Below are 12,018 nucleotides of genomic sequence, written 5' to 3'. Positions count from 1 at the left end.
GCGAGCAGCCGCGTGCCCGAGTCGTATTCCGTGAGTGTGTGGCGGGGCCTGTCGACGCTGCCGTGTTGTCGCGACGTCTCGGTAGGGTCCGTGATGTGGATACGGTCGCGCAGCACATCCTGTGGTTTCTGCCCATGCTGTGGCTCGGCATGGTGCTGGCCATCTCGTTCCTGGAAGCGCCGCTGAAGTTTCGTGCGCCCGGCGTTACCGTGCCCCTCGGCCTCGGTATCGGCCGCTTGGTGTTCCGCGCGCTGAACGTCGCCGAGTCCGTGCTCGGCGTGCTGCTGGTGGTCGCCGCGTTGATCGTGGGGCCCGGGATGGCGAGTTGCCTCTGGCTCGCCGCCGCCGTCGCAGTCCTGGCCGTCCAGGTGCTGGCAGTGCGACCACCTCTGACTCGCCGCGCCGACCGCGTCCTGGGAGGCGAAGATTTACCGCGCTCACACGCCCACTACTGGTACATCGGCCTGGAAGTCATCAAGGCGGTGGTGTTGGTCGGTCTCGCGATTGCCACGGCGCCGTAGGAGCCTTCGACACAGCGCAGGCCCCCACAACGCGGCCCAGTCCCTCGTACCCCCGGCCGATCAGTCGCGCTGGGGGCCGAGGCTGATGCCGCGGCTTGCCAGCCAGGGGAGAGGATCGACCTTGTCGGCGCCGTTCAACCAGACCTCGAAGTGGCAGTGCGGGCCGGTGGAGAAGCCGCGGTTGCCGATCGTGGCGATCTGATCGCCTGCCATCACGCGCTGGCCCTGCGACACGGTGGCGGTGTCGATGTGGCCGTAGATGGTGATGGTGCCGTCGTCGTGCAGCAGGCGGACCCACATGCCGAAGCCCGCAGCGGGACCGGCCTCGACCACGGTGCCGTCCGCGACGGCGTAGATCGGGGTACCGATCGGGCCCGCGATATCGATACCGAGATGTTGCACGCCCCAGCGGGCGCCGAATCCGGAGGTGAAGGTGCCTGCGGCGAATTTGGTGAAGAGCGGGCGGAGCTTCGCGGCCTCTTGGGCGGCGAGGTCCTCGGCGTACTTCTGGCCCTTCTGCAGGATGTCGTTGAACTGGCCGAGATCGGCCGGCGCCGAAACGTTCAACACCTGCGGTGATTCCGGCGAGGCGCTGGGGTCGGCCACGTTCATCGACTGCGCGGCGATCTCGTGGATCTGGCCTGCGGCTTCGTAGTCGACGGCCCGTGACGGCTGCTCCGGCGAAGCGAACGCGGCCTGCCCGGCGGCGACGACCGCACCAGCGGCGACCGCTGCGACCGCGGCGCGCCCCTTGAGGGCGGCCGGCGGTGCGGGCAGACGGTGCGCGCCACCACGCTTGTTCGCGGCGCGACGGGCAGGGATTACCGTGGGATCTGCGGGGGTGCCCGACTCGGGCTCGGTGGCCTCGGGCGCCCAGCTCTCATCCGGAGCCCAGCTGCTGTCTTCGGACGCCCATGAGTCCTCTTCGGGCACCCACGAGTTCTCCGCGGACGACCAAGAGCTCTCTTCGGCCCATGCATCGCCGGAGTTCCACGCGCCACCATCGGCCCAGGAGTTCTCCGGCGACCACTCCTGCTCGGCGGACCCGTGGTCCGCGGCCCCGGAGTTGTCGTAGCCCGCGTTCTGGTAGGCCGTGCCGTGGTAGTGCGAGTCGTCGACAGGGGTGTCGTTCTCGCCCGCTGCGTCGTAGCCGTATCCCGCCTGTGATACCGCGCCGGGGGTCGCGTTGTACAGCGAGTTTCGATGCCGGTCCATCGAGGGGCCCACGTGTCTGCTGGCCGCGCCGAAGGACTCGCTGTCGAGGCGGTAACGATGTGCCGACAGCGCGCGATCATCGGGAGCGAAGGTGGAGCGATGATTCATCGGCGGTGCCACATCGTGAAGCGGAGGGTACTCGAATATCCGCTGGTCAGCGGCGTCGGTCGGTCATATGCGGAGCGGCTCTCCGTGTGCGGAGTGCTGTGCTGCGTCAAGGCTTGCCGTCCTCCTCGTCGTGACCGTGTTGTGACATCGACCGCAATGACGGTAACGAAACGATTGCGTTGCCACAAGCGCTGCGCGACCCCTATTCAAACATGTGATATTCATCACGCTCGGGGTGCGGAATATCTCACTGCGCCATGGGCACTCGAGACAGGTCAATCGACGACGGGTTGTAGTAGACCAAGGCCTACTCCGGGTTCGGCGGCTCTACCTGGCGCGGCGTCGGCAACCTACTCATCGGTAGCGATGGCCAGCGGTTTTACCGCTGTGGGCACCGCTCCGTGACCTGCGCCACTTAGGATGTACGTGGCCGATTGGTCGTCCATGTGACTGGTTAGAGTCCGATCCGACCCGCTTCCGACGTCGGGCCGCCAACAAAGACGTTGTCATCACAACGCAGACGAGACGGTGAATACATGGATCTCTTCGAATATCAGGCGAAGGAGCTCTTCGTTAAGCACGGAGTGCCTTCGTCCGAGGGCCGCGTCACGGACACGGTCGACGAAGCCCGCGCCATCGCGGAGGAAATCGGCAAGCCGGTGATGATCAAGGCCCAGGTCAAGACCGGTGGCCGCGGCAAGGCGGGTGGCGTCAAGTACGCCGCCACCCCGGACGACGCGCTGACGCACGCGCAGAACATTCTCGGCCTGGACATCAAGGGCCACATCGTCAAGAAGCTCCTGGTAGCCGAGGCCAAGGACATCGCTGAGGAGTACTACATCTCCTTCTTGCTGGACCGTGCGAACCGGACTTACCTGGCCATGTGCTCGGTCGAGGGTGGCATGGAGATCGAAGAGGTCGCCGCGACCAAGCCGGAGCGGCTGGCCAAGGTTCCGGTCGACGCGGTCAAGGGCGTCGACCTGGCGTTCGCGCGGTCGATCGCCGAGCAGGGCCATCTGCCCGCCGACGTGCTGGACGCCGCGGCCGTGACCATCCAGAAGCTGTGGGAGGTGTTCGTCAAGGAGGACGCCACCCTGGTCGAGGTCAACCCGCTGGTGCGCACTCCACAGAACGAGATCCTCGCGCTCGACGGCAAGGTCACCCTGGACGAGAACGCCGAATTCCGCCACGAGGACCACGAGGCGTTCGCGGACAAGGACGCGACCGACCCGCTGGAGCTCAAGGCCAAGGAGAACGACCTCAACTATGTCAAGCTCGACGGTGAGGTCGGCATCATCGGCAACGGCGCGGGTCTGGTCATGTCGACCCTGGACGTCGTCGCTTACGCGGGCGAGGGTCACGGCGGCGTGAAGCCTGCCAACTTCTTGGACATCGGTGGCGGCGCCTCGGCCGCGGTGATGGCCGCCGGCCTCGATGTCATCCTGAACGACGAGCAGGTCAAGAGCGTGTTCGTCAACGTGTTCGGCGGCATCACCGCCTGTGACGCGGTCGCCAACGGCATCGTCAAGGCGCTGGAGATCCTGGGCGACAACGCGAACAAGCCGCTGGTTGTCCGGCTGGATGGCAACCGAGTGGACGAGGGTCGCAAGATCCTTGTCGACGCCGCGCACCCGCTGGTGACGCTGGCGCAGACAATGGACGAAGGCGCCGACAAGGCCGCCGAACTGGCAGCCGCCCGATAACGACGGCCGAGTAAGGACGAAAAGAATGTCTATCTTCCTGAACAAGGATTCCAAGGTCATCGTCCAGGGCATCACGGGCGGCGAGGGCACCAAGCACACCGCGTTGATGCTGAAGGCGGGCACCCAGGTCGTCGGCGGTGTGAACGCGCGCAAGGCGGGCACCACCGTCGCGCACGTCGACAAGGATGGCAACACGGTCGAGCTGCCGGTGTTCGGCACCGTCGCCGAGGCCATCGAGAAGACCGGCGCCGACGTGTCCATCGCGTTCGTGCCGCCGAAGTTCGCCAAGGACGCCATCATCGAGGCCATCGACGCGGAGATCCCGCTCCTCGTGGTCATCACCGAAGGCATCCCGGTGCAGGACACCGCGTACGCGTGGGCCTACAACGTGGAGAAGGGCGCCAAGACCCGGATCATCGGTCCGAACTGTCCCGGCATCATCACTCCCGGCGAGGCGCTGGTCGGCATCACCCCGGCCAATATCACCGGCAAGGGCCCGATCGGCCTGGTCTCGAAGTCGGGCACGTTGACCTACCAGATGATGTACGAGCTGCGTGACTTCGGCTTCTCCACCTCGATCGGCATCGGCGGCGACCCGGTCATCGGCACCACCCACATCGACGCGATCGAGGCGTTCGAGAAGGACCCGGAGACCAAGCTGATCGTGATGATCGGCGAGATCGGTGGCGACGCCGAGGAGCGGGCCGCGGCCTACATCAAGGCCAACGTCACCAAGCCGGTAGTCGGCTACGTGGCGGGCTTCACCGCCCCCGAGGGCAAGACGATGGGCCACGCGGGTGCCATCGTGTCCGGGTCGTCGGGCACCGCCCAGGCGAAGAAGGACGCGTTGGAGGCCGCGGGCGTGAAGGTCGGCAAGACGCCGTCCGAGACCGCCGCGCTGGCCCGCGAGATCTTGGAGAAGGCCAGCATCAGCGCCTGATCCGCGCGACGAACGAAGGCCGCCTCCGAATTCGGGAGGCGGCCTTCGTCATGTGTGGCGGTGGGCTCGGCTCGGGCAGAAGCTGAGCGTCCTGACCAACCACGCGTGGCACTGTTCGTCCGGGCTCATCGGCGAACTTCTGTCTTCTTCCTCTTATCGACACGAGACAGGGGCCAGGGAGGTTCATCTCCGCGGCCCCGTCGAGCGGAGTCGAATGGCGGCAGGGCTGAAGGAACGCCACCGCCGCCAATTCACTACCCTCGCGATTCATCCATGCTCGACCGGCGCCTGGCAGCTCATTCCCCCCGGTACTGAGAAATCCGGCAGTGTGAAACGAGCCACCACGACCCAGCGTGCGGATCATCGCAATCGTCGCGCTCACCGCCACCCGTTTACCTCGGCCTGCGGCCGACCCGCCGCGCCGGACCCGGTCGTCTCTGTCCCGTATCAGCAGCGCGACGAATGCCTGCACCAAGACGGCGTCGACATGGACGGCAGAAGAATCGGCCGATTACGACGGTGTCGGCGGGGAATTTCCTGATACATCGAGCAGCACGCCTGAGCGACGACTCGCCCCGGAGCGTCGCGGCTTTGATCGCGTGCTCCGGCGCCCACCCGCAAACGGCGCGCGACCTGCCGGGAAAGGGCAAAACGGGCAGTCCGGCCGGTCGGTTACGGGTGACCTGAGCGGGGGAGTGCAGTAGCGTCAGAAGAGAGAGATCCAGCCGTGAAGACCCTGAACGACTCGACCTAGGAGACGACGACATGTCATACCCGACCGGGGGCTCCGGGTACAACCAACCCGCGCCCTCCGCACCAACCAGCCAAGGTCCGTCCACGGGTGGTGCGAGTTCAGGTTCGAGCGCTACCGGTTCCGATGCCAAAGGTCTGCCGTTCTTTCTTGCGGTCGGCGTAGCGGCGCTCGGTGTGATCAACTTCCTGCTCGGCTTTCTCCCGTTCCTCGGCAGCAAGCCGGTCGACTTCGGTGGCACCCGGGTGAGCAGCCAGGAGACGGCGAAGTTGTTCGAGGTGGCGTCCGGCTCGCCACTGCTCGGACTGCTGCTGCTCGGAGGTCTGTTCGCGGGTCTGTCCCTGCTGCCGAAGCAGAGCTGGATCGGGGCGGCCGCCGCGGCATCGACTGCGGGCTTTTTCGCGCTCCTGTTCCAGTCCTTCAATTTCGGTGCGGGCACCGTGCTGAAGTGGGGCGCGTACGTCGTGCTCGTGCTGGCTTTCGTGCAGGCCGCGCTGGCGATCAGCGCGCTGCTGTTCGAGGCGGGCATTCTGAAGGCGCCCGCGCCGCGCCCGGCCACCCCGAGCGGTTTCGGGCAGGGCGCCTACGGCCAGCAGCCGCCGTTCGGTCAGGGCCAGCCGTCCTTCGGGCAGAGCCAGCCGAGTCAGCCCGGCTACGGACAGGGCAGCCCCTACGGGCAGTCCGGCTTCGGCGGCCCGTCCGGTACGCCGCAGTTCCCGTCGCAGCCTTCGCCCTACGGGCAGAACCAGCCGGGTCAGCCGGTCTACGGCCAGGGCCAGCCGGGCCAGTCCTACGGTCAGCCGCAGTCGCCCTACGGGCAGAGCCAGCCGACCACTGCCTACGGCGCCGCACAGCCGAGCTCGCCCTACGGCGCGCAGCCGCGCCCGGACGAGAGCGCGACCCAGCAGTTCGGTGGTCAGCAGCCCGGCCAGCAGTCGCCGTACGGTTCGCCGAGCTTTGGTCAGCAGCAGGGCCAGCCGAGCCAGCAGGGCCAGCCGTTCGGCGGCGAGCAGGGGAGTGATCCGTCCTCCGACGCTACGCAGGCATTCCGTCCCTCGGACGACAACAACAAGTAACACAGCGGCACCTTCCCCGGCGCGGCGGTCGCACACGGCGCGCCTGACCCGGTCGCGCCGGGGAAGCTGCCACGCTCGAAAGCCATGAGCTACCCCAGAAACTTCCCGGCGCGCCGGACGGGCGGGTCGCGGGCGTCGCGACCACGCCCTGACGCGGACGAGACCGGGTTTCTGTCGCTTACCCCGGAACGAGCCAGGGTGCTTGTCTTGGTCGCCGGACGGCCCGCGACGTTCGCACTGATCACCATGATCATTCTGGCGCTCGGCGCACTGCTGTCCGCGGGAAGTGATCTGGCTGGTACCTCGGGTGCGATCGCCGCCGGATGGCTGGGTATGCATCAGGTTCCGCTGGTGATCGGTAAGACTCCGCTCGGCCTGCTCCCGCTGCTGCCCACCGCGCTGCTGGTCTGGATTGCCGGCCGCGAATGCGCACGCGCCGTGGAATCGAACAGCACGAGGGCCGATCTCGGCTGGATCGTCGGCGCCGCGCTAGCCGGTCCGCTGCTGGTCACCGCGATCTGTCTGGCGGTCGCCGAGGACGCCTCCGGTGTCATCGCGCTGCAACCGCCCAACACCCTTGCCGCGTTCGCTTGGGTGGGCGGGTTGTATCTGCTCGCTGCTGTCGCAGGTATCGCGACCCGCATCAGGCGCCGGCTTTTCGTGCTGCCGAGCTTGCCCGACTGGGTCGTCTCGGGACTCTATGGCGCGGGCCGGTCCGTCTTTCGCTTACTGGCCTGCGCCACCGCGGTCGTAGTCGTGTCGTTCCTCGCTCATATCTCTCGGCTGGGCGACACCTATCAGTCGGCCGGCAACGCCGCGGGAGTGATCGGCTTGACCCTGCTCTCGCTGGCCTATCTGCCGAACCTTGCGGTCCAGGCCGTCGGTGTGCTGGTCGGATCCAGCGCGCAGTTCGGCGTCGCCTCGTTCGGGGTGTTCTCCGTCGTGGGCGGTCCCATTCCGGCTGTGCCGCTGCTTGCTTCGGTGCCCACCGGCCCCGCGGCGGGGTGGTGGGTGGTGCTGTTGCTCGTCCCTGCGGCGATCGGGGTGCTCGGCGGGTTGGACTGTGCTCGCACCTCGACCGACCGGATCACCGCGCCCTGGGCCACGCTGACCTCGGCGGGGCTGGCCGCTTTCGCTTTGACGGTGCTCGGCGCCGTCGCGGGCGGTGAGCTCGGCACGTTCGGTCGGGTCGGGCTCGACCTGCCGATCTTCGCGATGATCACTTTCGCGTGGCTCGCCATCCCCGGATACGTGGGTTTGACGTTTGCCCGGTGGTATATCGACCCGGTCGGTGCGCCGCCTGCCGACTACACCGATCCGTACGACGACGACGACTACTACGACGAGGGCGCGGACTACTACGCCGACGAGGAATACGACGACGACTACTACGCCGACGTGGACCACCACGACGACGCGTACGGCCACGACGGGCCGGAGCTGGAAGGTGAACTCGTGGACGAACAGCGGGCGATCGCGACCACTCGCAGGTATCACGTCGAAAACACACCTGACATCGTCGACGCCGAGGTGGTCGAGGCGGACCTGCCGGACAGCGACCGGGTAGACGGTCGTTAGGCTCTAACCCGGCGGTGCCGCATCCGTCCGCCATCCGATCGACCGCAGGAGTAGAGCGCTGACGTCTCCGCACGCCTCGTGGATGCCCGCAGCGGCCCCGGCGACCGTCGTCGTGCTCGCGTCGGGTACCGGTTCGCTGCTGCGTGCGCTCCTGGATGCCACCTCTGCGGTCGGCTACCCGGCAAAGGTCGTCGCGGTCGGCGTCGACCGCAGCTGCCCCGCCACCGGGCACGCCGATGCTGTGGGCGTGCCGCACTTCCGGGTGGCATTGAAGGACTTTCCGGACCGCGCAGCATGGGATGCCGCGCTCACCGACGCGGTCGCCGCCTACGACCCCGACCTCGTGGTGTCGGCAGGTTTCATGAAACTTCTCGGTCCCGCTTTCCTGGACCGGTTCGGCGGCCGGATCATCAACACCCACCCGGCGTTGCTGCCCGCCTTCCCTGGCGCGCACGGGGTGCGCGACGCGCTGGCCTACGGTGTGCGGGTCACCGGCTCCACCGTCCATCTGGTCGACGCGGGTGTGGACACGGGGCCGATCCTCGCGCAGGAGGCGGTCGCGGTCTTGCCCGGGGACGACGAGGCCACCCTGCACGAACGCATCAAGGTTGTCGAGCGGCGGTTGCTGGCGGAGGTTGTCGCCGCCGTCGCGACGCGAGGCATTGTCTCCGACGGAAGAAAGGCAGTTATCCCAGATGAGCGAGTTCTCCGGTGAGTGAACGCAAGCCGATCGGCAGGGCGCTGGTGAGCGTCTACGACAAGACGGGTCTCATCGAGCTCGCGACCGGTCTGCACGCCGCGGGCATCGAGCTGGTCTCGACCGGATCCACCGCGGGCAAGATCGCCGACGCGGGTATCCCGGTGACCAAGGTCGAGGACCTGACCGGATTTCCGGAGACCCTGGACGGCCGGGTCAAGACGCTGCACCCGCGGGTGCACGCGGGCATCCTGGCCGATTCACGCAAGCAGGAGCACGTGGATCAGCTGGTCGAACTCGGAGTCGAGGCTTTCCAACTGGTGGTGGTCAACCTCTATCCGTTCAGCCAGACCGTGGCGAGCGGGGCGAGCCAGGACGAGTGCGTCGAACAGATCGATATCGGCGGTCCGTCCATGGTGCGCGCCGCGGCGAAGAACCATCCCTCGGTGGCCGTGGTCGTCGACAGCGGCGACTACGACGATGTGCTGGCTGCGGTGAAGTCCGGCGGCTTCACACTGGCCGAGCGGACCGCATTGGCGGCCAAGGCTTTCCAGCACACCGCAAGCTACGACGTGGCGGTTGCCAGCTGGATGACCAACGTGCTCGCCGCCGCCGGCGAGCCCGCCGACGCGGCCATCCAGTTCCCCGAGTGGCTCGGCGGCACCTGGGAGCAGTCGGCGGTGCTGCGCTACGGCGAGAATCCGCATCAGGCCGCCGCGCTGTACACCAACGGCGACGGCAGCCTCGGACTGGCGCAGGCACAGCAGTTGCACGGCAAGGAGATGTCGTACAACAACTATGTCGATGCCGACGCGGCCTGGCGTGCCGCATTCGACCACGAAGCTCCTGCCGTCGCGATCATCAAGCATGCCAACCCCTGTGGGATCGCGCTCGGCGCCGACATCGCCGAGGCACACCGCAAGGCGCACGCCTGCGACCCGGTCAGCGCGTTCGGCGGCGTGATCGCAGCGAACCGCGAGGTCACGGTAGAGATGGCCGAGCAGGTCGCCGAGATCTTCACCGAGGTGATCGTCGCCCCGTCCTACGCCGACGGTGCCGTGGAAGTGTTGCAGCGCAAGAAGAACGTGCGCATCCTGGTCGCGCAGCCGCCGCGTCGCGCGGGCGCCGAACTGCGCCCGATCAGCGGAGGTGTCCTGCTGCAGCAGCGCGACGTGCTCGACGCCACCGGCGACAACCCGGCCAACTGGACCCTGGCCGCGGGCGAGTCAGCCGACCCGGAAACCCTGTCCGATCTCGAATTCGCCTGGCGCGCCTGCCGTGCCGTGAAGTCCAACGCGATCCTGCTCGCCCACGACGGCGCGTCCGTTGGCGTCGGCATGGGGCAGGTCAATCGGGTGGACGCGGTCGGCCTCGCGGTCCAGCGGGCCGGAGATCGCGCCACGGGCTCGGTGGCCGCCTCCGACGCCTACTTCCCGTTCCCCGACGGCCCGCAAACCCTGATCCAGGCCGGTGTCCGCGCCATCGTCCAGCCCGGCGGCTCCGTCCGCGACCAGGAGACGATCGACCTCGCCCGCGAAGCGGGCGTAACCCTCTACCTCACCGGCGCCCGCCACTTCGCCCACTGAGGTCGGCAGTCGACCGGGAACGCCGTGTCGGACCACCGGTCCGACACGGCGTTCGGTTCTCGTCGAGCGACCGCCATGGCGAAGACCCGCGCCTGGCCCGGCGGCAGAGTGGGGATCTAATGGGCAGCTACCGTGATTTCGCCGCGCTGTCCGACACGTTGAGAACGCGCGCGGGGTGAGCGCCCCTGCACTTGGACCGTCTTCCTACTAGACCGCGCTGAGTACTGTCCGGTTGCCGAGCGGCGCTTTCAACTGCACCTCCAAGGTGCCGAAAACCGCTATCATCGTGCACATTCGGCCCACTGCGTCTGCGCGGGTGCCTGAGCGCAGTTCGATGGTCACTGCCGCATCGGTCTCGGTGACCGATGTGTCCACGCCGTAGCACTCCGGCGCTCCGGTCTCGAAATTCACCGCAATTCGGTTGTCCGCCAACCTCGTCCATGATCTGAACGGGATCGGGTGCGGGCTGACGATGGTCGGGTCGGCAGTGAACTCGTTGCCCTGGTTCCCTTTCGGGTCTTCCGTCGGCGTAGTCGGCGCCGATACACTCGTCGTGCTCGTGTTCTGCTGTGCTCCATCGTTGTTCGAGCCACCACAGCCCGCGGCGGTGAGACAGACGAGCACTATGGTGACAGCTGCGACGGCGCGTCCGGCCGGGATCCGATCCATACCCTCAACCCTAGTCCGCCTGGCGGTCGACTCGGCGCGAGCTGCTGCCCATCCCGCGTGATTCGGCTTCCTCGGTAGCAACGACAAAGACCCCCGGTGCTGCTCGCACATCGGGGGTCTTGCGTTTTCCGTTCGTGTCGGAGTTCGCGCCTACCGGCTGGTGAACGGCAGTAGCGCCATCTCACGGGCGTTCTTCACCGCAATAGCGACCTGACGCTGCTGCTGCGGGGTGAGTCCGGTGACTCGGCGGCTGCGAATTTTGCCGCGGTCGGAGATGAACGTACGCAGCAGGTTCACGTCTTTGTAGTCGACCGTCTCGATACCCGCGGCGATGAGCGGGTTCTTCTTCGGACGGCGGGCCTGCTCGGCGCGAACCTTCTTAGACGGTGCTCGCTTGACTGCCATATGACGGGTTCCTTCTCACGAGATCAGTGGTTTGTTTACCAGCTCGATTTGTGCACACCGGGCAACTCGCCCCGGTGGGCCATCTCGCGCACACGCACACGGGAGAGTCCGAACTTCCGGAGATGACCGCGCGGTCGTCCGTCGGCGGCGTCCCGATTGCGCAATCTTACCGGACTGGCGTCTCGCGGCTGTTGTCGCAGTTCGGCCTGGGCGGCCGCGCGACCGCTGTCCGATGTGTCCGGCTTTCGGATGAGTTCCTTCAGTTCGGCGCGACGTTCGGCGTAGCGTGCCACGATTGCCCTGCGCTGTTGGTCGCGCGCGATCTTCGACTTCTTGGCCATCTCAGCGCTCCTCGCGGAAGTCGACGTGCTTGCGCACTACCGGGTCGTACTTGCGCAGCACCATGCGGTCCGGGTCGTTGCGGCGGTTCTTGCGGGTCACATAGGTGTACCCGGTGCCCGCCGTCGACTTCAGCTTGACGATCGGGCGGATGTCGGTCGATTTCGATGCCATGGGAATGCTCCTCAGATCTTGTCGCCGCGCGCCCGGATGCGGGCCACCACAGCCTCGATTCCGTCCCGGTCGATGGTCTTGATGCCCTTGGCGGAGACCGTCAGCGTGATGCGACGGCCCTCGCTGGGCAGGTAGTAGGTCTTGCGCTGAATGTTCGGGTTCCAGCGCCGGCTGGTCCGCTTGTGTGAGTGCGACACGGACTTGCCGAATCCGGGTTTGCGTCCGGAGACCTGGCAGTGGGCCGACATGCGGACTC

13 protein-coding genes are annotated in these 12,018 nt (G+C 67.2%); 7 read left to right on the top strand and 6 right to left on the bottom strand.

Annotated features, from left to right (window positions below):
* The first annotated feature begins 95 nt into the window (after window positions 1-95).
* A complete protein-coding gene (locus AB4Z47_RS17155; protein ID WP_441951881.1) occupies window positions 96-521 on the top strand; it encodes a hypothetical protein in 426 nt (141 codons plus the stop codon).
* Window positions 522-581: 60 nt separating this feature from the next.
* On the opposite strand, the gene AB4Z47_RS17150 is transcribed toward AB4Z47_RS17155, so the two are convergent.
* Window positions 582-1,844, bottom strand: coding sequence for a peptidoglycan DD-metalloendopeptidase family protein (locus AB4Z47_RS17150; RefSeq protein ID WP_441951880.1), 1,263 nt, complete (start codon window positions 1,842-1,844; stop codon window positions 582-584).
* Between the two features lie 536 nt (window positions 1,845-2,380).
* Between AB4Z47_RS17150 and sucC the strand changes: the two genes are divergently transcribed.
* The 6 genes from sucC to purH all read left to right on the top strand — a co-directional run bounded on the left by sucC (window position 2,381) and on the right by purH (window position 10,175).
* Window positions 2,381-3,547, top strand: coding sequence for an ADP-forming succinate--CoA ligase subunit beta (gene sucC / locus AB4Z47_RS17145; RefSeq protein WP_327110234.1), 1,167 nt, complete (start codon window positions 2,381-2,383; stop codon window positions 3,545-3,547).
* Window positions 3,548-3,572: 25 nt separating this feature from the next.
* A complete protein-coding gene (gene sucD / locus AB4Z47_RS17140) occupies window positions 3,573-4,487 on the top strand; it encodes a succinate--CoA ligase subunit alpha (protein WP_441951879.1) in 915 nt (304 codons plus the stop codon).
* Window positions 4,488-5,252: 765 nt separating this feature from the next.
* Window positions 5,253-6,314 carry a DUF5336 domain-containing protein gene (locus AB4Z47_RS17135; RefSeq protein ID WP_441951878.1) on the top strand — a complete coding sequence of 354 codons (1,062 nt, stop codon included), beginning with the start codon at window positions 5,253-5,255 and terminating at the stop codon, window positions 6,312-6,314.
* A gap of 84 nt (window positions 6,315-6,398) precedes the next feature.
* A complete protein-coding gene (locus AB4Z47_RS17130) occupies window positions 6,399-7,892 on the top strand; it encodes a cell division protein PerM (RefSeq protein WP_441951877.1) in 1,494 nt (497 codons plus the stop codon).
* Window positions 7,893-7,974: 82 nt separating this feature from the next.
* Complete coding sequence (gene purN, locus AB4Z47_RS17125; RefSeq protein WP_441951875.1) at window positions 7,975-8,607, top strand: phosphoribosylglycinamide formyltransferase; 633 nt, start codon at window positions 7,975-7,977, stop codon at window positions 8,605-8,607.
* Window positions 8,604-10,175 (top strand): bifunctional phosphoribosylaminoimidazolecarboxamide formyltransferase/IMP cyclohydrolase, encoded by a 1,572-nt coding sequence (purH, locus tag AB4Z47_RS17120; protein ID WP_441951874.1) that lies wholly within the window; start codon window positions 8,604-8,606, stop codon window positions 10,173-10,175. Before purN ends, purH begins: the two co-directional genes overlap by 4 nt.
* Before the next feature lie 207 nt (window positions 10,176-10,382).
* Here the strand turns inward: purH and AB4Z47_RS17115 are convergent, their stop codons facing one another.
* The 5 genes from AB4Z47_RS17115 to rpmB form a co-directional block, all read right to left on the bottom strand.
* Entirely contained in the window at window positions 10,383-10,844 is a 462-nt protein-coding gene (locus AB4Z47_RS17115) for a hypothetical protein (protein ID WP_441951872.1), read from the bottom strand.
* Between the two features lie 150 nt (window positions 10,845-10,994).
* The gene (rpsR, locus tag AB4Z47_RS17110; protein ID WP_024802192.1) at window positions 10,995-11,249 is read right to left on the bottom strand and encodes a 30S ribosomal protein S18; all 255 of its coding nucleotides are present in this window, start codon (window positions 11,247-11,249) and stop codon (window positions 10,995-10,997) included.
* A 35-nt stretch (window positions 11,250-11,284) separates the two neighbouring features.
* A complete protein-coding gene (gene rpsN, locus AB4Z47_RS17105; protein WP_441951871.1) occupies window positions 11,285-11,590 on the bottom strand; it encodes a 30S ribosomal protein S14 in 306 nt (101 codons plus the stop codon).
* A 1-nt stretch (window position 11,591) separates the two neighbouring features.
* Window positions 11,592-11,762, bottom strand: coding sequence for a 50S ribosomal protein L33 (rpmG, locus tag AB4Z47_RS17100; protein WP_195094943.1), 171 nt, complete (start codon window positions 11,760-11,762; stop codon window positions 11,592-11,594).
* 11 nt (window positions 11,763-11,773) lie between these two features.
* The gene (gene rpmB, locus AB4Z47_RS17095) at window positions 11,774-12,010 is read right to left on the bottom strand and encodes a 50S ribosomal protein L28 (protein WP_441951869.1); all 237 of its coding nucleotides are present in this window, start codon (window positions 12,008-12,010) and stop codon (window positions 11,774-11,776) included.
* Between the last annotated feature and the right edge of the window lie 8 nt (window positions 12,011-12,018).

Source organism: Nocardia sp. 2TAF39, assembly GCF_052114905.1.
In the GTDB taxonomy this organism is placed as follows: Bacteria; Actinomycetota; Actinomycetes; order Mycobacteriales; family Mycobacteriaceae; genus Nocardia.
Note: the sequence above shows the minus strand (reverse complement) of the source record. Positions and strands in the feature narration are given on the sequence as shown.

Bases quoted from the DNA above. Each gene is read 5' to 3' on its own strand.
- AB4Z47_RS17150 (WP_441951880.1), bottom strand. From the start codon at position 1,844: ATGAATCATCGCTCCACCTTCGCTCCCGATGATCGCGCGCTGTCGGCA.
- sucC (WP_327110234.1), top strand. From the start codon at position 2,381: ATGGATCTCTTCGAATATCAGGCGAAGGAGCTCTTCGTTAAGCACGGA.
- sucD (WP_441951879.1), top strand. From the start codon at position 3,573: ATGTCTATCTTCCTGAACAAGGATTCCAAGGTCATCGTCCAGGGCATC.
- AB4Z47_RS17135 (WP_441951878.1), top strand. From the start codon at position 5,253: ATGTCATACCCGACCGGGGGCTCCGGGTACAACCAACCCGCGCCCTCC.
- AB4Z47_RS17130 (WP_441951877.1), top strand. From the start codon at position 6,399: ATGAGCTACCCCAGAAACTTCCCGGCGCGCCGGACGGGCGGGTCGCGG.
- purN (WP_441951875.1), top strand. From the start codon at position 7,975: ATGCCCGCAGCGGCCCCGGCGACCGTCGTCGTGCTCGCGTCGGGTACC.
- AB4Z47_RS17115 (WP_441951872.1), bottom strand. From the start codon at position 10,844: ATGGATCGGATCCCGGCCGGACGCGCCGTCGCAGCTGTCACCATAGTG.
- rpsR (WP_024802192.1), bottom strand. From the start codon at position 11,249: ATGGCAGTCAAGCGAGCACCGTCTAAGAAGGTTCGCGCCGAGCAGGCC.
- rpsN (WP_441951871.1), bottom strand. From the start codon at position 11,590: ATGGCCAAGAAGTCGAAGATCGCGCGCGACCAACAGCGCAGGGCAATC.
- rpmG (WP_195094943.1), bottom strand. From the start codon at position 11,762: ATGGCATCGAAATCGACCGACATCCGCCCGATCGTCAAGCTGAAGTCG.
- rpmB (WP_441951869.1), bottom strand. From the start codon at position 12,010: ATGTCGGCCCACTGCCAGGTCTCCGGACGCAAACCCGGATTCGGCAAG.